Here is a 22,322-nt window from a genome sequence, read left to right as displayed (position 1 = left end):
CGTTTAACTGCGCGCGTTATAGGCCGCAATCGTTGCCATGTTGACGATATCGGTATCCTTTGCGCCATACTGGGCGATTTGCACCGATTTCTCCAGTCCAACCAGGATCGGACCGATGACGGTCGAGCCACCGAGTTCCTGCAGCATCTTGGTCGAGATCGAGGCAGAATGGATGGCCGGCATGACCAGCACATTGGCCGTGCCCGACAGACGGCAGAATGGATATTGTTCCATCCGGTGCGCATTGAGCGCCACATCGGCCCCCATTTCGCCATCGTATTCGAAATCCACATTGCGACTGTCGAGGATCTTGACGGCTTCGCGCAGCCGTTCCGAACGCTCGCCAGTGGGGTGACCGAAGGTCGAATAGGCAAGCAGGGCAACGCGTGGTTCATACCCCATGCGGCGTGCCATGCCGGACGCCTCCTCAGCAATATCGGCAAGCTCCTCGGCTGTCGGCATGTCATGCACAGCGGTATCCGCCACCAGCACTGTCCGACCGCGCGTGAGCGCCAGCGAAACGCCGATCACACGGTGGCCAGGTAGCGGATCAATGCAGCGGCGAACGTCTTCCAGTGCGGTCGAATAATTACGCGTTGTACCGGTCACCATTGCATCGGCGTCGCCAAGAGCCACCATGCAGCTGGCAAAATGATTGCGGTCCGTATTGATCAGACGCTGGCAATCGCGATGGAGGAAGCCTTTACGCTGAAGCCGGGAATATAGATATTCCGTATAGGCGTCGACCCGATTGGAAATGCGCGCATTGACCAGTTCGATGCCCGGTCGGTTGAGATCGATACCGGCGCGCTCTGCGGTCGCTTTGAGCGGCTCGTCTCGTCCAAGCAGGATGGCCGTTCCAAGCCCCTGCGAGGCAAAGGAAATCGCTGCACGCATCACCTGCTCTTCTTCGCCCTCTGCGAAGACGACACGTTTCGGGTCCCGTTTCACATGCTCGTAAAGCTGTTGCGTGGTGGCAGCGATCGGGTCGCGACGGGCGGATAGCTCGCGGGCATAGGCATCGAGATCCTCGATTGCCTTGCCTGCCACACCGCTTTCCATCGCAGCCCTTGCAACGGCAACCGGTATCGCGGAAATGAGCCTCGGATCGAAGGGGACTGGAATGATATATTGCGGGCCGAAGCGCGGCCGGTTGCCCTGATAGGCAGCTGCCACATCGTCGGGCACGTCCTCACGGGCGAGATCGGCTAGCGCCTGGGCTGCGGCAATTTTCATGGCCTCATTGATTTCCGACGCGCGAACATCGAGCGCACCCCGAAAAATATAGGGGAAGCCCAGCACGTTGTTCACCTGGTTAGGATAGTCCGACCGCCCCGTCGCCATGATCGCGTCTTCGCGGATCTCGGCCACTTCTTCCGGCGTGATTTCCGGATCGGGGTTTGCCATGGCGAAAATGATCGGATTGGGCGCCATAGAGCGGATCATCTCGGCGGTATAGGCGCCTTTCTGTGAAAGCCCGAAGGCGACATCCGCATCCTTCATCGCTTCCATCAGCGTCCGGTCATCGGTCTTGCTCGCATGAGCCGACTTCCACTGGTTCATGCCGTCCTGGCGACCTTGATAGATCACGCCTTTGGTGTCGCAAAGTGTGATATTGGCCGGGGTAAAGCCCATGCTCTTGATCAGTTCGATACAGGCAATGGCAGCAGCGCCAGCGCCATTGCAGACAAGCTTTGTCGTCTTGAAGTCGCGTCCCGTCAGCGCCAGGGCATTGATAAGGCCTGCAGCGGCAATGATGGCTGTGCCATGCTGATCATCATGGAAAACAGGAATGTCCATGAGTTCGCGTAGCCGCTGCTCGATGATGAAGCAGTCAGGCGCCTTGATGTCTTCCAGATTGATGCCGCCGAAAGAGGGGCCGAGATAACGCACGGAATTGATGAACGCGTCGACATCTTGCGTGTCGACCTCAAGATCGATCGAATCGACATCGGCAAAGCGCTTGAACAACACCGATTTGCCTTCCATAACCGGCTTCGACGCAAGAGCTCCAAGATTGCCAAGGCCAAGGATCGCAGTTCCGTTGGAAATGACGGCAACCATATTGCCGCGCGTCGTGTAGTCGTAAGCGGTGCTGGGATCGGCAGCGATTGCCTTGACTGGCACTGCAACACCCGGGGAATAGGCCAGTGACAGATCTCGCTGCGTCGCCATGGGTTTGGTCGGCGTGATTTCCAGCTTTCCTGGACGTCCCTGAGAGTGAAAATCAAGCGCTTCCTGTTCGGTCACGGATGTGCGGGCCTTTTTGGCCTTGTCGGTTCCTGGCATGTTCCCTCGAAGCTTGTTGTGGGCAGCCCTCTTCGTGGCCGTCCCTGCTGTTGTTTTTATTCGCGCAAGGCCGTTAGTGTGGCACGACTTTTTCTCAAAAGAAATCTGCAGCCGTGACTTTCAGCAATCCACTCGACACAGGTGTTTTAAACACAGCCGCGCTTGCCACAGAAGAGAGCCGTGCCTCGGCTACTCCGATGATGGAGCAATATATCGAGATCAAGGCCGCCAATCCGGATAGCATGCTGTTTTATCGCATGGGCGACTTCTACGAGCTGTTCTTTCAGGATGCGGTCGATGCTTCTCGTGCGCTCGGCATAACGCTCACCAAACGTGGGCAGCATATGGGGCAGGATATCCCAATGTGCGGCGTGCCGGTGCATGCGGCCGATGACTATCTGCAAAGGTTGATCTCTCTGGGTTTTCGCGTTGCTGTCTGCGAGCAGGTAGAAGATCCGGCAGAGGCCAAGAAACGGGGGTCCAAATCGGTCGTTCGTCGCGATGTGGTGCGTCTTGTAACGCCCGGTACGCTCACCGAAGAAAAGCTGCTATTACCTGGGCAATCCAATTATCTGATGGCCTTGGCGCGCATTCGAGGCGCAAGCGGATCGCAGATGGCGCTTGCCTGGATCGATATTTCCACGGGCGTGTTCCGTCTTGCTGAAACCGATGAGGAACGGCTGCTTGCCGACATTATGCGGATCGAGCCGAGCGAACTCATCTTGGCGGAAAGCCTGTTCCATGATCCGGACCTCAGGCCCGCCATGGATGTGCTGGGACGAGTAGCAGTTCCCCAGCCGGCGGTGTTGTTCGACAGCGCCAGTTCCGAAGGGCGTATAGCGCGCTATTTTGGCGTCGCGACACTGGAAGGCTTTGGTCAGTTTTCACGTGTTGAACTTGCGGCCGCGTCTGCTGCGATCGCCTATGTCGAGAAGACCCAGATTTCCGAACGTCCGCCACTCGGGCAGCCGGAGCGGCAGAGTTCATCGTCGACGATGTTCATCGATCCTGCAACCCGCGCCAATCTCGAACTCGTCAAAACGTTGTCAGGAGACCGTAACGGCTCGCTGTTGAAAGCCATAGACCGGACGGTGACCGGTGGCGGCGCTCGCCTGCTGGCTGAGCGCCTCATGTCACCTCTGACGGACATTGAAGAGATAGCCGCAAGACAGGATTCGATTGCCTTCTTGTTGGCGGAGCCATCGCTCGCCGACCGTCTGCGCGATCTTTTAAAACGCGTCCCGGATATGCCACGTGCGCTTTCGCGCCTGGCTCTGGATCGTGGCGGTCCGCGAGACCTCGGCGCTCTCCTCCAAGGGTTCATCACGGCGCGTGATATTGCCACAATGCTGACAGAACATGCAGCCCTGCCGGCAGAACTATCGAGCGCGCTCGATGGACTGAAGGCAATGCCAATTGAGTTGGAACACGCGCTTGCAGAAAAGCTTTCCGACGAATTGCCGCTGTTGAAACGCGACGGGGGCTTCTTGCGAGAAGGAGCCAATGCCGAACTGGATGAGGTGCGCGCGCTCCGCGACCAGTCGCGCCGCGTGATTGCCGGCCTGCAACTGCAATATGCCGAGGAAACCGGCATCAAGTCGCTGAAGATCAAGCATAACAACATGCTGGGCTATTTCATCGAGGTGACCGCTGGCAATTCCGGTCCGCTCACGGAAGGCGATGCGAAAGCGCGCTTCATCCACCGCCAGACCATGGCCAACGCCATGCGTTTCACCACACCGGAACTTGCAGATCTCGAAACCCGTATCGCCAATGCAGCCGGGCAGGCCATTGCCATCGAACTCGCAGCCTTTGAAGACATGACGGCGAAGGTGGTTGCCGCTGCCGAAAGCATCAAGCGTGCCGCCCGCGCATTGGCCGCGGTCGATGTTGCCAGCAGCCTTGCAGCCTTGGCCGAAGAGCAGGGCTATTGCCGTCCTCTGGTCGATGACAGCCGTATGTTTGCGATCGTCGGCGGGCGCCACCCGGTTGTCGAGCAGGCGCTGCGGCGGCAATCGGCTGGGCCTTTTATCGCCAACAATTGCGATTTGTCTCCGAATGACGGAGGCAGTAACGGTGCCATCTGGATGCTGACCGGTCCGAACATGGGCGGTAAGTCGACATTTCTCCGTCAGAATGCGCTGATAGCCATCATGGCGCAAATGGGGTCTTTCGTCCCGGCTGGATCGGCAACGATAGGCATTGTCGACCGTCTGTTTTCACGCGTTGGGGCATCGGACGATCTGGCACGCGGACGCTCGACGTTCATGGTCGAGATGGTCGAGACAGCCGCCATCTTGAACCAGGCCGGCGATCGGTCACTGGTTATTCTCGATGAAATCGGGCGCGGTACGGCAACATTCGACGGCCTCTCCATTGCCTGGGCGGCGGTCGAACACCTGCACGAGATCAATCGTTGCCGCTCGCTTTTCGCCACGCATTTTCACGAGCTGACAGCCCTGTCGGAAAAGCTCGATCGCCTTTCGAATGTCACAATGCGGGTTAAGGAGTGGCAGGGCGATGTCGTCTTCCTGCATGAGGTAGGCCCGGGTGCCGCCGACCGGTCCTATGGCATTCAGGTCGCCCGGCTAGCCGGCCTACCGGCCTCTGTTGTGGGCCGTGCGCGCGATGTCTTGACGATGCTGGAAGATGCCGATCGCAAGAACCCGGCAAGCCAGTTGATTGACGATCTCCCGCTGTTCCAGGTGGCGGTGCGACGGGAAGAATCAAAATCTTCGGGCCCATCGAAAGTAGAGGAAGCTTTGAAGGCTCTGTCACTCGACGATATGACACCGCGCGAAGCGATGGACGCGCTTTATGACCTCAAGAAACAACTTGGCAAGCCTTGAGCAGTATTATGTCTTCTTCAGCAAAGCGGCATAAGCCAATATCCAACGCCGAACCCGGCCGCGCAATGAAAGAAGGCACTAAGCCCAACATGGCCACGTTTGAACTCATGACTGCAGACATCCTCGACATCGAAGCCCTCCGGGCTGAATGCAACGCCATCGCCAAAAAGCATGCGGGCCAATTGCTGGACACACGTGCAGCTCTTCTGCCGGTACTCAAGCAAGCCAATAGCGATGGCCGTGAAGTTATCCGCAAGAAGCTCTTTGACGACGGAAGCGGAATTGGCTGCGCGTCACGTATTTCCTGGCTGCAGGACCAGATCATCACCATCCTTTTCGATATTGCGGTCAACTATCTCTACAAGGGACAAGCCGACAGGATCACCGTTGTTGCCGTCGGCGGCTACGGTCGTGGTACGCTGGCCCCGGGTTCGGACATTGATCTTCTGTTTCTGATGCCGGCCAAGGTCTCTGTTGGCATGCATAAGGCTGTGGAATTTCTTCTGTATCTGCTCTGGGATATAGGCTTCAAAGTGGGGCATGCCACCCGTACGCTTGATGAAAGCATCAAGCAGGCCAAAGCAGACATGACAATCCGCACGGCCGTTCTGGAAGCCCGCTTCATTTGCGGTCAACAGGCCCTGGTGGAGCAATTGGTCGAGCGCTTCGACAGTGAAGTGGCATCTGGCACGGCACCGGAATTCATCACTGCCAAGCTCAACGAACGCGATGATCGGCACCGAAAAGTCGGCAATACGCGCTATCTGGTCGAGCCCAATGTCAAGGAAGGCAAGGGCGGCCTGCGCGATCTGCAGACGCTGTTCTGGATTGCCAAATACAAATACAACGTCCGCGATACGGAAGAGTTGATCAAGCTCGGCGTCCTCTCCCGTTCCGAATGGCGACTGTTCCAGAAAGCCGACGATTTTCTCTGGGCCGTGCGCTGCCACATGCATTATCTGACGGGAAAGCCGGAAGAGCGGCTGTCCTTCGACATACAGCCGGAAATCGCACAGTCACTCGGCTATCACAGCAGGCAGGGCCTGTCCGAAGTCGAACGCTTCATGAAGCACTATTTCCTGGTCGCCAAGGACGTGGGCGATCTCACCCGCATCATATGTGCGGCCCTTGAGGAGTTGCAGGCCAAGGCAGCGCCGGGACTGACAGCTGTCATTGGCCGTTTTGCAAACCGCCCTCGAAAAATCCCGGGTACGCTGGAATTCATCGAGGACCGTGGTCGGATCGCGCTGGCAAGCCCGGATGTCTTCAAGCGAGACCCGATTTCCATCATGCGGCTGTTCCACGTCGCCGATCTGAATGGCCTCGAGTTCCACCCCGATGCCTTGAAGCGCGTTACGCGTTCTTTGTCCCTGATCGATAGCGCCTTTCGTGAGAACGAAGAGGCCAACCGCCTCTTCCTGTCGATCCTCACCTCAAGACGGGACCCGGCTCTGATGCTCACGCGCCTGAATGAGGCGGGCGTTCTCGGGCGGTTTATCCCTGAATTCGGCAAGATCGTCTCGATGATGCAGTTCAACATGTATCACCACTATACGGTGGACGAGCATCTGATCCGCACCGTGGGTGTCCTGTCCGAGATCGATCAGGGCAATGCGGAAGAAATCCACCCGCTGGCCGCCAAGCTGATGCCGGGTGTTGAAGAGCGCCAGGCACTTTTCGTCGCCGTTCTGTTGCATGATGTGGCCAAGGGACGCCCTGAGGATCATTCGACGGCGGGTGCAAAGGTTGCCCGAAAGCTCTGCCCCAGACTTGGCCTCAGTCCCAAGCAGACAGAACTTGTCGCCTGGCTGATCGAGCAACACCTGATCATGTCCATGGTGGCCCAGACGCGTGATCTCAACGACCGCAAGACAATCACCGATTTCGCCGAAAAGGTGCAGTCGCTGGACCGGCTCAAATTGCTGCTGATCCTGACTGTCTGCGACATCAGGGCCGTTGGCCCAGGTGTCTGGAACGGGTGGAAAGGCCAGTTGCTTCGCACGCTATATTACGAGACTGAAATCCTGATTTCGGGCGGATTTTCCGAAGTATCGCGCAAGCAGCGCGCCAAGCACGCTGCGGCCTCGCTGGAAGAGGCACTTGGCGACTGGAATCCGAAAGACCGGGACACTTACTCCCAGCTTCACTACGAGCCTTATCTGCTGTCGGTTCCGCTCGAGGATCAGGTTCGTCATGCCGGCTTTATCCGCGACACCGACAGGGCAGGCCATGCTCTGGCGACCATGGTGCGCACCCATTCTTTCCATGCGATCACGGAAATTACTGTTCTGGCGCCGGACCATCCCCGTCTGCTGTCGATTATTGCGGGCGCATGCGCGGCAGCTGGCGCTAACATCGCCGACGCGCAGGTCTACACCACCTCCGATGGGCGGGCTTTGGATACGATCCTGATCAATCGCGAGTTTACGATTGATGACGACGAGATGCGCCGCGCCGCGACGATTGGCAAGATGATTGAGGATGTGCTTGCCGGGCGCAAGCATCTGCCGGAAGTCATCGCCACGCGCAGCAAGGGCAAGAAACGCAACAAGGCTTTCACGGTTCAGCCCGATGTCATCATTTCAAACGTGCTGTCTAATCAGTTTACCGTTGTCGAAATCGAATGCCTGGACCGGATCGGCCTGCTGGCAGAGGTAACGGCTGTCATCGCCGATCTGTCGCTCGATATCCATTCGGCGCGCATCACGACCTTTGGCGAAAAGATCATCGACACCTTCTATGTCACAGATCTGATCGGCCAGAAGGTCACCAATGAAAATCGGCAGGCCAACATCATCGCCCGTCTGAAGCCCGCAATGGCCGATCAGTCGGACGAATTGCGTGACCGCATGCCATCGGGCATCATCGCCCCACCGTCACAACGCGGTGTTGTTGTCCGCAAGAAGGCCAAAGCAATTTCATGAGCCTAGTCAAAAAATTTGCGACGGTTGGCGGTGCAACGCTCGGCAGCCGTCTTTTTGGGTTTGTCCGCGAAACCCTGATGGCTGCGGCGATCGGCACCGGCCCTATGGCGGATGTTTTCTACGCAGCCTTCCGCTTTCCCAACCTCTTTCGTCGCCTCTTTGCCGAAGGCGCGTTCAACGCCGCCTTTGTGCCTCTGTTTTCCAAGGAGATAGAGACGCACGGTGTGGAGGGTGCCAAGCGCTTTTCCGAAGAAGTCTTCGGTGTCTTGTTCTCGGTTCTCTTGCTGCTCACTATCGCCATGGAACTTTCCATGCCGCTTCTGGTGCGGTGGATCATCGCGCCTGGATTTGCCGATGATGCGGAAAAGTTTTCCCTGACGGTTCGCATGGCAGCCGTCATGTTTCCCTATCTGATGTGCATGTCGCTGACGGCCATGATGAGCGGGATGTTGAATTCCCTGCATCGATTCTTCGCAGCCGCAATCGCCCCGGTCTTTCTCAATGTCGTGATGATTTCGGCGCTGCTCTACACCCTGCACAACGGCGCCGATCCCGAAACCACAGCATGGTATCTTTCCTGGTCTGTGCTGGTGGCCGGTATCCTCCAGCTCGGGGTTGTCTATGTCGGTGTGCGACGTGCAGGCATCAATTTTGCCATCAAGCTTCCAAAGATCACGCCGAATGTAAAACGACTGCTCATCCTTGCTGTCCCCGCCGCCGTCACCGGCGGCATTACCCAGATCAACCAGATGATCGGACAGGCAATTGCCTCGGGCAAGGACGGGGCAATTGCCGCGCTTCAATATGCAGATCGTATCTATCAGCTGCCCTTGGGTGTGGTTGGCGTTGCTGTCGGTGTGGTGCTGTTGCCGGAACTGTCGCGCGCTTTGAAAGGCGGCGCCATGAAGGAAGCCGGCCATATTCAGAACCGATCGATAGAATTCGTACTCTTCCTAACCATGCCCGCTGCCGTTGGCATCTGGGTCCTGTCGGATGAGATTATCCGGGTCCTCTATGAACGCGGCGCCTTCAGTGCGGAAAACACCGCGGTGGTTGCCTCAATCCTTGCCATTTACGGCATAGGGCTTCCGGGGTTCGTTCTCATCAAGGCCCTGCAACCCGGCTTCTACGCGCGTGAAGATACCAAGACGCCGATGCGGTTCACGGCAATTTCCGTGATCGTCAATTCCGGCCTTGCGATTACGCTTTTCCCCTATCTCTACGAACGTGGCATCGCAACCGCCGAAGTCGCGGCAGGTTGGATCAACACCACACTCCTGTTTTCCACGCTGCTGTTGCGGGGCGACCTGAAATGGGAGTGGGGGCTTTTCAATCGCACAATTCGGCTGGCGCTTGCATCTGCCGCCATGGCGGGGATCCTGATTTATCTCTCTGGACGCTGGAGCGGTTGGCTGCAGCCGCAAACGCCGCTGCTGGTCCAGGTGGCAACGCTCGCTGCCTTGGTCGCCATAGCGATGCTCGTCTATTTCGGACTGGCCTTCGCCATCGGCGGGGCAGACCTTGGCATGATCAGGCGCAATCTAAAGCGCAAGGCTGCAGCAAAGGACAGCGCAAAGCCCGACGCCGGTTAGCGACGGCAATGGGCCCAGCTGCGCTTGGGACCGATATCCACATGCACCATGCCATTGCAGTAGCGGCCGACACCGCCGATGCCGGGGGCACTGCGGGCAGCTGCCAGGATCTTCTTTTCAGAAACGCCCGGAATGCGGAAATCGGCAGCATGGCAATGATGGTGCTGCGACTTTCCGGAATGCGGTCGGTGGCCGGAGGTAATCACCAGCTTGTGACCTGTCGATTTCGAGATATGCACAAGGATACGCTGCAATTTGGCAGGAAAACAGCTTACCCGAACAGCAGGTCGTTGAACGACATAGGCGGCAGAATAACTATGCTTGATAGTCGACTTCTTGGTCTTGTCGGCGGCAGTAGCTTGGCTCACCACGGCGAGCGTCATCAAGCAGGTGAGCGCAACGCGAAACATCATGCGGACTCCTAGGAGGAAAAAGCTATCATCACGACAGCATCATTTGCTTGGGAGGAGTATTTCCTTCCAGAAAGTGGCTCAAAAAAGGAGAAAAATGCTCATTTCCGAGATTTGAGGCGCCCTTTTGGTTAATCCGGGTTAACTTTGTCAAGGCCGAAAGGCTAGTTTCGTTAATCTTTTGTTAACTTTGTTCGATTTTGGGACGAATTTATGGTGAAGCAGGCACTTTTTCTGGTGACGATAGTCGTCGATGACTACGACAGGGCGAAGGCTTTCTACTGTGATATCCTGGGGTTTGATTGCCTGGAAGACAGCGTTCAGCCGGACGGCAAGCGATGGCTCGTGGTCCAGCCGCAAGGCGGTGCCGGTGCGGGCCTGTTGTTGGCAAAAGCAGCGAGTGCTTCACAGTCGAAGGCAATTGGTGCGCAGACGGGCGGTCGCGTCGGGTTCTTCCTGCAGACAGATGATTTTGCCCGCGACCATAAGCGCATGCGGGTGCGTGGTGTCGTTTTCCTGGAGGAGCCGCGTCACGAGGTCTATGGATCGGTCGCTGTCTTCGAGGATATCTATGGCAATCGGTGGGATCTCATCCAGCGGACCTCTTGATTGTGTAATTGTCGGGGTGCATAAGCCCCGGCGAGCAACAAACACGAGATCAGGCCTTCCAACCGCCTGAAGAGGACGACTATGAGCGAATTCAAGCCGCTGGTTTTTTCCGGCGTTCAACCAACCGGCAACCTTCATCTCGGCAACTACCTGGGGGCGATCAAGAAGTTTGTCGCCCTGCAGGAAGACAATGATTGCATTTATTGCGTCGTTGACCTGCATGCTCTGACAGCTCAACTTGTGCACCAGGACATGCCGACGCAGATACGCTCGATTACCGCAGCCTTCCTGGCTGCAGGCATCGACCCGAAAAAGCATATCGTGTTCAACCAGTCAGCCGTCCCGCAGCACGCCGAACTCGCCTGGATTTTCAATTGCGTCGCTCGCATCGGCTGGATGGAGCGCATGACGCAGTTCAAGGACAAGTCTGGCAGCAAGAATGCCGAGCAGGTGTCACTGGGGCTGCTGGCCTATCCAAGCTTGATGGCGGCAGACATTCTTGTCTACCGCGCAACACAGGTTCCTGTCGGCGACGATCAGAAGCAGCATTTGGAGCTGACGCGCGACATAGCTCAGAAATTCAACATCGATTTCGGTGACCACATCCGCAAGAATGGACTTGGCGTCGATATCAAGGTCGGCAACGAGCCGGTTCATGCCTATTTCCCGATGGTCGAACCACTGATCGATGGGCCTGCACCACGCATCATGTCGTTGCGCGACGGCACCAAGAAAATGTCCAAGTCAGATCCATCGGATCTGTCGCGCATCAATCTCATGGATGATGCTGATGCTATTTCGAAAAAAATCAGGAAGGCCAAGACCGATCCTGATGCTTTGCCGAGCGAAGTGGAAGGGCTGAAGGGTAGGCCTGAAGCGGATAATCTCGTCGGCATCTTCGCGGCTCTGGCGGACAAGACCAAGGCACAGGTTCTGCAGGAGTTCGGCGGGCAGCAGTTCTCGACCTTCAAGCCGGCGCTTGTCGAACTGGCGGTTTCGAACCTTGCTCCGGTCAATGGTGAGATGCGTCGTCTGATGGACGATCCGGGTTACATCGACGATGTTCTTCGCGATGGCGGCGGCCGGGCAAGGGCACGCGCTGAAAAGACCATGAAGGAAGTCCGCGACATCATCGGCTTCGTGCAATAAGATAAACGCGTGTGCGCCCAACGGCATTCCGGAGCGCGGGCGCCAAGGGAGATGCACAAATGATTGATCCGGCGACGGGGTTGGCGAATGGTTTCTAAACGCCTGTCACGACTTGACGGCCATAGGCGCAAGTTCATGGCGGTGATCGACAGTACACCTGAATGCTATCAGGCAGTGCATTATGCCGGTCGCCGCGCAAAGAATTCGAATGGTGGGCTGATCCTGCTCTACATCATTCCCGAGGGCGATTTCCAACAGTGGCTCGGCGTGGAAGAAATCATGCGCGCTGAAGCCATGGAAGAGGCCGAAGCCGCGATGGCAAAGGCTGCGCAGAACGTGCGCGAAACCATCGGTATCGAGCCGGAGGTGGTGATTTGCGAGGGCAGTTCGGCGCAGCAGATCAACAACCTGATCGAGGAAGATCGCGATATCGCCATTCTCGTTCTGGCCGCTTCCTCGACGAAGGAAGGCCCTGGTCCTCTGGTCTCCATGATCGCCGGGCGCGGTGCGGCATTCCCGATTCCAGTCACGGTTATTCCGGATACCCTGACTAGCGAGGAAATCGACGCCCTTTGCTGAGTTGTTTTGCGCCTGACAAATGACACGCCTGGTCTTGAAGCGGGCGGTGAAAGAGCATAAGTTTAAAACTATTCTAAAAATCAGGCGAGAACGCCAGGAGACCACCATGTTCATTCAGACCGAAGCGACGCCCAATCCGGCGACTTTGAAGTTTTTGCCGGGCAAGGTTGTCATGGAAAACGGCACAGCGGATTTCCGTGACGCCGCCTCCGCCTCTGCTTCACCGCTGGCGACCGGATTGTTCTCCATTCCCGGTGTAACCGGTGTGTTTTTTGGCTATGATTTTATCACCGTCACCAAGGACTCTGCCGAATGGCAGCACCTGAAGCCGGCAATTCTGGGCACCATCATGGAGCACTTCATGAGCGGTGCTTCGGTCATGGGTGCGGCATCTGCTGCTGGCGAAGACGATCCGGACGGTGAATTCTACGACGCCGGTGATGAAACCATTGTGCGCACGATCAAGGAACTTCTGGAGACACGTGTTCGTCCAGCAGTGGCCCAGGACGGTGGCGACATCACCTTCCGCGGCTTCCGCGAAGGCAAGGTCTATCTGAATATGAAGGGCGCTTGCGCCGGTTGCCCGTCTTCTACGGCAACCCTTAAGCATGGTGTTCAGAACCTTCTGCGCCACTTCGTGCCGGAGGTTCAGGAAGTCGAGGCCGTTTGATGCCGGCACTGGCATGATCGTTCTGGCAATTGATACGGCAGGCGCAGACTGCGCCGCCGCTGTTTACGACACCTCCAGAAATGAACTTCTGTCAGACGTCACGGAGATGATTGGCCGTGGCCATGCTGAAAAGCTGATGGGCATTATCGATCAGGCTCTGGATGCTGCCAAGATCAAGATGGATGCGATCGAGCGGATCGCGGTCACGGTCGGTCCCGGGTCCTTCACCGGCATTCGTGTGGGCGTCGCTGCGGCCCGTGGCCTGGCGCTCGCTTTGGGCGTGCCGGCCGTCGGCATAACGACGCTTGAAGTACTGGCTGCCCAAGCAATTGAGGCTGGAAACCACGACGCTAACGTTCTCGCTGCCATGGACGCAAAGCGTGGTGAGATCTACCGGCAGACATTTTCGCAAGCCGGTGAAGCGCTTGATGAACCCTCAGCGATGTTGCTCGAAGAGGCTCAGAATCTCGCTACAGACCCTCGATTGCTGATTGTCGGCTCGGGGCGCAAGCTGATTTTGGGCGAAGATGGCGCGAGCGAACCAGATCGTTTTCCAATTGGCATTGTGGCTCGCCTTGCAGCCAAAGAGGTTTCAGGCAAGCCTCGGCCCTTATATCTTCGTGGTCCCGATGCGAAGCCACAGATGGGATTCGCCGTAGCCAGAATGTGATGCCGCAATGCGTGATACTCTCTTTGCCCGAAAACCGGAATTCGAAGTCGTTCCGATGGAGGCAGGAGATTGCACCGAGGTATCCCAAGTGCATGGTCAGCGCTTCGCCAGAGGTTGGAATGACGGTGAATTTCACAGCCTGCTGACACAATCCAGCGCTTACGGTTTTGTGGCGCGCCAGACAAATGCCAGATTGTTCAAGCCACCGCTCGCAGGTTTCGTGCTGGCGCGCGAGGCCGCCGGCGAGGCGGAAATCCTGACCATTGCCGTCAATGAGAGATTTGCCCGTGCCGGATTGGGGTGGCGCCTGATGCAGGCCGCAATGCGTGAGGCCTATTCGCGGGGCGGCACCACCATTTTCCTGGAAGTCGATGATGGTAATATGGCAGCCATCGGCCTCTACCGCAAAATGGGATTTGAAACGGCCGGCGCCCGCCCGTCTTACTACACCGGGCCGGACGGGAAAAAAACCTCGGCGCTTGTCATGAAGTATGATCTTGGGTAACTGCCTTACCTGATATTCGCCGAGCCTTTATCCCAAAGCGGAAAACTGCTTGAATGCGATCCCCTCCAAGCAGAAGTGGGCGATGCCGGGTTTGCCATGAATGAGATGAACAAAACGCTGGAAGAAATCTGCGCTGAGCGCGGCATGCGCATGACGGAGCAGCGGCGGGTCATTGCGCGCATTCTCGAAGAATCAGACGATCATCCAGACGTTGAGGAATTGTATCGCCGCTCGGTCAAAGTCGACGCCAAGATTTCGATCTCGACCGTCTACCGAACGGTCAAGTTGTTTGAGGATACCGGCATTATTGAGCGTCACGATTTCCGTGATGGTCGTTCGCGTTACGAAACAGTGCCGGAAGAACATCATGATCATCTCATCGATCTCAAGACCGGCGTGGTAATCGAGTTCCATTCGCCCGAGATCGAAGCCCTTCAGGAACGTATCGCCCGGGAATACGGCTTCAAGCTCGTTGACCATCGCCTCGAACTTTATGGCGTGCCCCTGAAGAAGGATGACGTCTAGCACATGTCGGTTGGCGCGAAGTGACACGGGTTTTGTTGCGGTTGAAGCTCGCCATTGTGCTCGCTGCTGTAGCCCTCCTTGCCTTGCTGCTCGCGCCCTTCCAATTGCTGGGGCTTGCATTCGACTGGAAGATCCGGCGCTGGTTGCCACGATACTGGCACAAGGCGGCCTGCTGGTTGCTTGGCATTCATATCCATTCGCATGGTGCGTTGACGGTCAGGCGACCACTGATGATCGCCGCAAATCACGCATCCTGGACCGACATTTTGGTTCTCGGCGCCTTGGCGGATGTGGCCTTCATCGCCAAGACAGAGGTCAAGGACTGGCCATTCTTCGGTCTGCTGGCAAAGCTTCAGAAAAGCGTGTTCATCGTCCGGGAGGAAAAACGCCGTGCTGGAGATCAGGCCAGCGAGATTGGCCGGCGCATGGCAGATGGCGAGATCGTCGTGTTGTTTCCGGAAGGGACCACATCCGATGGCAACCGGCTGTTGGAAGTGAAGTCCTCCTTGTTCGGAGCTGCTGCAGCAGCCCTCCCGGGGGCGCCCGACGGCGTGGTGTATGTTCAGCCCGTGGCGATTGCCTATACACGGGTTCGCGGTCTGCCGATGGGGCATTATTGGCGTCCGATTGCTGCTTGGCCCGGCGATGTGGAGCTCCTGCCTCACCTTTCGGGCATTGTGGAAGCCGGCGCAATCGATGTTGATGTCTCCTTTGGAGAACCGATTGCCTTTCACGAAGGCGACCGGCGCAAGCACCTCAGTATGGCCGTAGAAAAGAGCATTCGTCGCATGCTGCTTGGCCATTTGCGCGGGCGCAATGTCGATTGACCAAGAAATCCGCGCTTTCCTGTTTTCTCTGGCGCTAAAAACCACTAAATAGCGGCCATGACACAGGACATTTTGATCGAACCCGTTTCCGATACCGTCGCAAACACCTCGCTCGCCGCCAAGAAGGTCTTCATCAAGACCTATGGTTGCCAGATGAATGTTTACGATTCGGGCCGCATGAGCGATGCGCTTGGCCAGGAAGGCTATACGCAGACCGACAATGTCGAGGATGCGGATCTTGTTCTCTTGAATACCTGTCACATCCGCGAGAAGGCTGCCGAAAAGGTCTATTCGGCGCTGGGCCGTCTGCGGGAGATGAAGAAAGAACGCCAGGCACAGGGGCGTGAATTCACAATCGGGGTCGCTGGATGTGTCGCTCAGGCCGAAGGCGAGGAGATCACCCGTCGCGAGCCGGCCGTCGACGTGGTCGTCGGTCCGCAGACCTATCACCGTCTCCCCCAGGCGTTGAAGCGCGTTCGTAATGGCGAGCGGGTCGTCGATACGGACTATGCCGTCGAAGACAAGTTCGAGCACTTGCCGCAGGCACCGAAACCCAAGCTGGTTATACGTCAGGTGACCGCTTTTCTGACGGTTCAGGAGGGATGCGACAAATTCTGCACCTTCTGTGTGGTCCCCTATACGCGCGGTTCGGAAGTCTCTCGCCCGGTCGAGCAGATCGTGGCAGAGGCCGAAAACCTCGTTTCCAATGGTGTTCGGGAACTGACGCTGCTCGGGCAGAACGTCAATGCCTGGCGCGCAAAGGGGCCAGGCGGTAAAACATGGGGGCTGGGCGAACTTCTCTATCGTCTGGCGGAAATCCCCGGTCTTGCTCGCCTTCGTTATACGACCAGCCATCCCCGCGATATGGACGACAGGTTGATCGAAGCCCATCGTGACCTGCGGATGTTGATGCCCTATCTCCACCTGCCAGTGCAGTCGGGGTCGGATCGCATCCTCAAGGCCATGAACCGTCGTCACAAGGCGAGCGAATATGTGGCTTTGATCGAGCGTATTCGCGAGATGCGTCCCGATATCGCTTTGTCTGGTGACTTTATCGTCGGCTTCCCCGGCGAAACCGATGCGGATTTTGAAGCGACCATGGAACTGGTGCGTACCGTCGGTTATGCTCAGGCGTATTCGTTCAAATACTCCACCCGGCCCGGAACGCCGGGCGCAGATCTGCCTGACCATGTGGCAGAAGAGGTCAAGACCGAACGGCTTGCGCGTCTGCAGGAATTGCTGCTGCAACAGCAGAAGCAGTTTGCGGAAGCCTGTGTCGGCAAGGAGATCGATTTGCTGCTGGAGAAGCCCGGACGCAATGCCGGACAGCTCATTGGCCGCTCACCTTGGCTTCAATCAGTGAATGTTGATGCAAAAACATCGCAAATCGGTGACATTATCAGGGTACGAATCACATCAACCGGCTCAAACAGCTTGTTTGCCGAGATGGCAGAGAGCTAAGGTGGGCCAGACTTGAACCCAACAGGAGCCTGACCCGCTTGAACGCACAAGAATTGGTTTCTTCCACTGCGCGCAATCCTAAAACAGCTGCGTCCGACGCCAATCACTTTATACTAACGTTCGAGAATAATCGGTTTGCCAGCGAGCTATTCGGGCAATTCGATCAGAACCTGAAATTGCTGGAAGAGCGCCTGCATGTCGATGCGCGAGCGCGGGGAAACTCGGTTTCCATCTCCGGCGATCTGGTGGCCACCAATCAGGCAAGGCGAGCGCTGGATTTTCTCTACGCAAGGCTGCAAAGCGGCAGCTCCGTTGAAACTTCGGATGTTGAAGGTGCCATCCGCATGGCCGTCGCGGCTGACGATCAGTTGAGCCTGCCCACGATGGAGCGCAAGGCCAAGCTTTCGATGGCTCAGATTTCAACACGCAAGAAGACGATCGCTGCCCGCACACCGACGCAGGATTCCTACATGCGCGCGCTTGAGCGTGCTGAGCTGGTCTTTGGTGTTGGCCCTGCCGGTACGGGCAAAACCTACCTGGCTGTGGCTCATGCCTGCCAACTTCTGGAGCGCGGTCTGATCGACAGGATCATCCTGTCGCGACCGGCAGTGGAAGCTGGCGAGCGGCTCGGCTTCCTTCCCGGCGACATGAAGGAAAAGGTCGACCCTTATCTACGTCCGCTTTACGACGCCCTCTATGACATGATGCCCGGCGACAAGGTCGAGCGTGCCATGACAGCCGGTGTGATCGAAATTGCTCCACTTGCCTTCATGCGTGGACGTACGCTGGCCAATGCGGTGGTCATCCTTGACGAGGCGCAGAACACCACTTCCATGCAGATGAAGATGTTTCTGACGCGGCTTGGAGAAAACGGGCGCATGATCGTCACTGGCGATCCAAGTCAGGTGGATCTGCCGCGGGGTGTGAAGTCCGGCCTCGTGGAAGCGCTGCAGATCCTGAAAGAAGTCGAAGGCGTGTCGGTGATCCGCTTTAAGGATGTCGATGTCGTACGCCACCCGCTGGTGGGGCGTATCGTACGCGCCTACGATGCCCAATATGCGGTTCCGGATGAAAGTGAGCAGACCGGCCGGTAGTCGGTCGCACCTGGTATGCAAGATCTGGACCTGCAACTTTCCGTGGAAACGGATAATTGGCCTTCGGAAGAAGAGTTGAGTGTATTGAGTGCCCGCGTTCTGGGGGCGGCAAGCCATTATCTCGTCGAAAAAGAAGGCCAGCCTTTCCCCGATATCGAGCCGGAACTGTCGCTCGTCTTTACCGATGACGCGTCAATCCGGGAGATCAACGCGGAGTGGCGCGGACAGGACAAGCCGACCAATGTCCTGTCCTTTCCAGCGTTCCCCCTAAAACCGGGCGGGAAGCCTGGGCCCATGTTGGGTGATATAGTGCTTGCCAGGGAAACACTTGAGCGTGAGGCTCTGGAGCTTGGCAAGAGCGTCGAAGAGCATCTGACGCATCTTTTGGTACACGGATTTCTTCACCTTTTCGGCTATGATCATATGAATGTGAGAGAAGCTGAAATAATGGAGGGCCTTGAGACTCGCATTTTGGCTTCACTTGGCCTATCTGATCCCTATGCGGGCCAGGACCCGGTTTGACAGCTTGGAATTATGAACGACTATTCGACTAGAGCGGCCGCGCAGGCCAACGAACAGCAAGAGGGTTCCTCTTCAGAAGAGGGACCGAGTCCTGTAAGGCCCGAAACTGCGGGCCGGGCACACAACTCCCTTTGGGCACGCATGGCGCGACGGCTAAGGCCATACCAGGGTGCGAACCTCCGCGAAAACCTGACAGACGCCTTGCGAGTCGACGGCGACCACAACCAGTCCTTTTCGCCCGAAGAACGGGCAATGCTCCACAACATCCTTCGCTTTCGCGAAGTGCGTGTCGAAGATGTCATGGTGCCGCGCGCGGATATTGAAGCAGTGGACCAGAATATCACCATCGGCGAGTTGATGAAGATATTCGAGGAGTCGGGACGCTCGCGCATGCCGGTTTTCTGCGACATGCTCGACGACCCACGCGGCATGGTCCACATCCGCGATCTGCTTTCCTATGTGACCAAGCAAGCGCGCAACAAGCGCCGCAATGGCAAGGCTGCTGCCCAGCCGCCCGCAGAAAAGGTGGAAAAGACGGTTCGCTCGGCCAAGACGAGCTTTGATCTCGGACGTGTCGATCTGGACAAGACCGTTGCCGAAGCAGGCATTGTGCGCTCGATCCTCTTCGTTCCCCCGTCAATGCATGCATCGGATCTGTTGAAGCGCATGCAGGCCGCGCGAACGCAAATGGCCTTGGTGATCGATGAATATGGCGGCACCGATGGCCTCGTCTCCCACGAAGATATTGTTGAAATGGTCGTCGGCGACATCGATGACGAGCACGACGATGACGAAGTCATGTTCACCCGCGTTGCAGAAGATGTCGTGGTGGCCGATGCACGCGCGGAACTTGAAGATATTGCCAAGGCGATAGGGTCAGATTTCGATATCCGCGAGCAAGTTGAGGACGTCGATACACTCGGCGGTTTGATCTTCTCCGCACTGGGGCGAATTCCCGTGCGCGGCGAAGTGGTACAGGCTCTGCCTGGGTTCGAATTCCATATTCTCGATGCCGATCCGCGACGGATCAAGCGCATTCGCATTATCCGCAAGCGCCCGTCGCTGGCGCGTCGTCGGGTGGCCAAGGACGAGCCGGAAACGAAAGTTGCTGCAAAGCAAGTGACCGGGAAGACTGAACTTGTGCCTGTCATGGTTGAGTCTCCGCCTGGCACCACCAAAGCGCCGGCATCAGGCGGCTAATCGCCTCAGGCTTATTTTGCCAAGCGTACCCAATTGGCTCTGCCTCGCGGGACAAGGTGGTCTTTTTTTGAAAGACTGCGGCTGAATTGATTCGCACCTTGACGTGAAGGGAGAGGGCATGGTTCGGCTGGTGGGCAGCGTCATGCTACTATGGGGCTGGAAGCGCGCTGTCTTGGCTATTGTGGCAGGCGCGGTAGCGGCGCTTGCGCTTCCCCCTGTCGGCTTTGTCGCGGCTCTTTTCGTATCCTTCACGCTTCTGATCTGGCTTCTGGATGGCGCAACCGGAGGTCCGGATGGTGGCAGCTTCAGTGGTTTCGGCACCTCTTTCTTTATCGGCTGGTGCTTCGGGTTTGGTTATTTCGTTGCCGGTCTCTGGTGGCTTGGTGGCGCATTGCTGGTCGAGGCTGACGAATTCGCCTGGGCTTTGCCCCTGGCCGTGCTGGGGCTTCCGGCGGTTCTTGCGCTCTTTTACGGGCTGGCTGCATTTTTGGCGAAGATACTGTGGTCAGATGGGTGGGGTCGTCTTGCAGCCCTTGCTGCTGGATTTGGTGTTGTCGAATGGCTGCGCGGTTTCGTCGCAACCGGCTTTCCATGGAATGCGATCGGTTATGGGGCGATGCCCGTTCCCCTGATGATGCAATCGGCCCATCTCGTCGGCATCTATGGCGTTTCGGCAATCGCAGTGTTTGTCTTCTCGGCGCCGGCCCTTATAGCAACGCGCCGCGGCATGCGCACAGGTTTGACGTTGGCTGCGCTGCTGGCCTGTGCGCATCTGGGCTATGGCGTCTATCGCCTCTATGGCCCTCAGCCGTCGCAGGAGGGTGTGCAGAAGGTGACAATGCGCCTCGTTCAGCCGAATCTCGATCAAGCAGAAAAGATGGACAACGCCGCGCGCGATGCGATTTTTGAAGACCTTCTTCGCTTGACCGCATTGCCACCCGAAGAGGGCATGCCTACACCCGAGATTGTCGTCTGGCCTGAGACTTCCATTCCCTTTATCTTGACAGAAAACCCGGACGCTTTCGGTCGCATAGCTGGCGTTTTGCAAAAGGGACAAATCCTCATCGCTGGTGCTGTAAGGTCGGAGGACGCGGCCGCCGGACAAGCACCGCGTTACTACAACTCGGTCTATGTCATCGACGATGGCGGCCAGATTCTGGGCGCCTCCGACAAGGTGCACCTCACACCTTTCGGTGAATATGTTCCATTCGAAAGTATGCTCAGGCGCATTGGTATCGAGAGCCTCATCAGCCTGCCGGGCGGGTTCTCCGCTGCTGCAAACCGCACGATGCTGGAACTCCCCAGTGGCCTAAAGTTCTATCCGTTGATCTGCTACGAAGTGATCTTCCCGCAGGAGATGAAGGCGGGTTGGCAGCACGCAAATGCCGTCCTCAACATCACCAATGACGCCTGGTTTGGCATAACGCCCGGTCCTTACCAGCACCTTCAACAAGCGCGCCTAAGGGCAGTCGAAAACGGGATCCCTGTCATAAGGGATGCCAATAGCGGAATTTCTGCCTTCATTGACGCGTATGGACGCATCAAAGTTGGTGCGCCAATATCAAAAAAAGTAATTGTAGATGCAACGATGAGTTTGCTAAATGTATACGAGTTAAGCAATTTTGGGAGAAAAAGAAACTTCTGGTTGATCGTCTTGTCATTTATATTGCTGGCAGCAATTTCGCGTAAAAGTTTTATAAAACGGATCAATTGACCAAAAACCCCTAAAATTGCATAGTGGCGGCGCCAAATACTGTAAGTATGCTTTCGGTCCTTCGTAGGCGTTTCAACGCCTCGCAATTGGCTCTTGAGCGAACCCGGTTGAAGGCGCAAATCTTCAATTACCTGTCAGGGTCTAATCATGATCGAAAATAAGAAGAAACCGAACCCGATTGATATTCATGTCGGAAGTCGGATTCGCCTACGTCGTACAATGCTCGGTATGAGTCAGGAAAAGCTGGGTGAAAGCCTCGGAATTACTTTCCAGCAAATCCAGAAATATGAAAAGGGTACTAACCGGGTCGGCGCAAGCCGTCTGCAGAATATTTCCAATATTCTCAACGTCCCAGTGTCATTCTTCTTTGAAGATGCTCCTGGCGATCATACGTCCGGCGCAGCCGGAATGGCTGAAGCGTCAAGCTCCAACTATGTCGTAGACTTTCTGTCCTCCTCGGAAGGTCTTCAATTGAACCGTGCATTTGTAAAAATCGCGGATCCCAAGGTTCGACGTCGTCTTGTCGATCTTGTCAAAGCACTTGCCGCTGAAGCGGATAGCGAGTGATCTTTTGAGATCATCTAAAAAAGAAGCGGCGTCACAGCCGCTTTTTTTATGCCGCATTGCAAGATGGAATTTGTAGACATAAAGATATATTTATGTCGTTGTGCGCTTGTTTTTCAGTGACGAACTGACTAACAAAGGCCAGATCACGTCTATGAGGGAATCCCGC

Annotated in this window: 19 protein-coding genes; 17 read left to right on the top strand and 2 right to left on the bottom strand. The window is 56.8% G+C overall.

The annotated features are described in order from the left end of the window. Positions 1-3: 3 nt before the first annotated feature. Positions 4-2,289, bottom strand: coding sequence for an NADP-dependent malic enzyme (locus ACQQ2Q_RS06165; protein ID WP_428186136.1), 2,286 nt, complete (start codon positions 2,287-2,289; stop codon positions 4-6). A 197-nt stretch (positions 2,290-2,486) separates the two neighbouring features. Between ACQQ2Q_RS06165 and mutS the strand changes: the two genes are divergently transcribed. The 3 genes from mutS (at position 2,487) to murJ (ending at position 9,654) form a co-directional block, all read left to right on the top strand. Continuing rightward, on the top strand, positions 2,487-5,138 hold the full coding sequence (gene mutS, locus ACQQ2Q_RS06160) for a DNA mismatch repair protein MutS (RefSeq protein ID WP_428186493.1): 2,652 nt from the start codon (positions 2,487-2,489) through the stop codon (positions 5,136-5,138). Positions 5,139-5,203: 65 nt separating this feature from the next. Then, entirely contained in the window at positions 5,204-8,062 is a 2,859-nt protein-coding gene (locus ACQQ2Q_RS06155) for a [protein-PII] uridylyltransferase (RefSeq protein WP_428186135.1), read from the top strand. Next, positions 8,059-9,654, top strand: coding sequence for a murein biosynthesis integral membrane protein MurJ (gene murJ / locus ACQQ2Q_RS06150; RefSeq protein WP_428186134.1), 1,596 nt, complete (start codon positions 8,059-8,061; stop codon positions 9,652-9,654). Before ACQQ2Q_RS06155 ends, murJ begins: the two co-directional genes overlap by 4 nt. On the opposite strand, the gene ACQQ2Q_RS06145 is transcribed toward murJ, so the two are convergent. Next, entirely contained in the window at positions 9,651-10,064 is a 414-nt protein-coding gene (locus ACQQ2Q_RS06145) for a YcbK family protein (protein WP_428186492.1), read from the bottom strand. The genes murJ and ACQQ2Q_RS06145 overlap by 4 nt on opposite strands. Positions 10,065-10,277: 213 nt before the next feature. On the opposite strand from ACQQ2Q_RS06145, the gene ACQQ2Q_RS06140 reads away from it, so the two are divergent. The 14 genes from ACQQ2Q_RS06140 (at position 10,278) to ACQQ2Q_RS06075 (ending at position 22,156) form a co-directional block, all read left to right on the top strand. Next, positions 10,278-10,673, top strand: coding sequence for a VOC family protein (locus ACQQ2Q_RS06140; RefSeq protein WP_428186133.1), 396 nt, complete (start codon positions 10,278-10,280; stop codon positions 10,671-10,673). An 81-nt stretch (positions 10,674-10,754) separates the two neighbouring features. After that, positions 10,755-11,822, top strand: a complete 1,068-nt coding sequence (trpS, locus tag ACQQ2Q_RS06135) for a tryptophan--tRNA ligase (protein WP_428186132.1) — start codon at positions 10,755-10,757, stop codon at positions 11,820-11,822. Positions 11,823-11,909: 87 nt separating this feature from the next. Beyond that, positions 11,910-12,401, top strand: coding sequence for a universal stress protein (locus ACQQ2Q_RS06130; protein WP_428186131.1), 492 nt, complete (start codon positions 11,910-11,912; stop codon positions 12,399-12,401). A 106-nt stretch (positions 12,402-12,507) separates the two neighbouring features. After that, complete coding sequence (locus tag ACQQ2Q_RS06125) at positions 12,508-13,071, top strand: NifU family protein (RefSeq protein WP_428186130.1); 564 nt, start codon at positions 12,508-12,510, stop codon at positions 13,069-13,071. Between the two features lie 13 nt (positions 13,072-13,084). Continuing rightward, positions 13,085-13,741, top strand: coding sequence for a tRNA (adenosine(37)-N6)-threonylcarbamoyltransferase complex dimerization subunit type 1 TsaB (tsaB, locus tag ACQQ2Q_RS06120; protein ID WP_428186129.1), 657 nt, complete (start codon positions 13,085-13,087; stop codon positions 13,739-13,741). Positions 13,742-13,748: 7 nt separating this feature from the next. Further along, on the top strand, positions 13,749-14,246 hold the full coding sequence (locus ACQQ2Q_RS06115) for a GNAT family N-acetyltransferase (RefSeq protein ID WP_428186128.1): 498 nt from the start codon (positions 13,749-13,751) through the stop codon (positions 14,244-14,246). Positions 14,247-14,342: 96 nt separating this feature from the next. Next, on the top strand, positions 14,343-14,771 hold the full coding sequence (locus tag ACQQ2Q_RS06110) for a Fur family transcriptional regulator (RefSeq protein WP_428186127.1): 429 nt from the start codon (positions 14,343-14,345) through the stop codon (positions 14,769-14,771). A 20-nt stretch (positions 14,772-14,791) separates the two neighbouring features. Next, positions 14,792-15,598, top strand: a complete 807-nt coding sequence (locus tag ACQQ2Q_RS06105) for a lysophospholipid acyltransferase family protein (protein WP_428186126.1) — start codon at positions 14,792-14,794, stop codon at positions 15,596-15,598. Between the two features lie 57 nt (positions 15,599-15,655). Next, positions 15,656-17,059: a tRNA (N6-isopentenyl adenosine(37)-C2)-methylthiotransferase MiaB gene (gene miaB, locus ACQQ2Q_RS06100; protein ID WP_428186125.1), complete on the top strand. Its 1,404-nt coding sequence runs from the start codon at positions 15,656-15,658 to the stop codon at positions 17,057-17,059. A gap of 38 nt (positions 17,060-17,097) precedes the next feature. After that, entirely contained in the window at positions 17,098-18,153 is a 1,056-nt protein-coding gene (locus ACQQ2Q_RS06095; RefSeq protein WP_428186124.1) for a PhoH family protein, read from the top strand. 15 nt (positions 18,154-18,168) lie between these two features. Beyond that, positions 18,169-18,675: an rRNA maturation RNase YbeY gene (gene ybeY, locus ACQQ2Q_RS06090; protein ID WP_428186123.1), complete on the top strand. Its 507-nt coding sequence runs from the start codon at positions 18,169-18,171 to the stop codon at positions 18,673-18,675. Positions 18,676-18,687: 12 nt separating this feature from the next. After that, positions 18,688-19,875 (top strand): transporter associated domain-containing protein, encoded by a 1,188-nt coding sequence (locus ACQQ2Q_RS06085; RefSeq protein ID WP_428186122.1) that lies wholly within the window; start codon positions 18,688-18,690, stop codon positions 19,873-19,875. Between the two features lie 118 nt (positions 19,876-19,993). Then, entirely contained in the window at positions 19,994-21,589 is a 1,596-nt protein-coding gene (gene lnt, locus ACQQ2Q_RS06080) for an apolipoprotein N-acyltransferase (RefSeq protein ID WP_428186121.1), read from the top strand. A gap of 147 nt (positions 21,590-21,736) precedes the next feature. Further along, entirely contained in the window at positions 21,737-22,156 is a 420-nt protein-coding gene (locus tag ACQQ2Q_RS06075) for a helix-turn-helix domain-containing protein (RefSeq protein WP_428186120.1), read from the top strand. Positions 22,157-22,322 lie beyond the last annotated feature (166 nt).

The sequence above is a fragment of the Agrobacterium sp. ES01 genome, assembly GCF_050320885.1.
Lineage (GTDB): Bacteria > Pseudomonadota > Alphaproteobacteria > Rhizobiales > Rhizobiaceae > Allorhizobium.
Note: the sequence above shows the minus strand (reverse complement) of the source record. Positions and strands in the feature narration are given on the sequence as shown.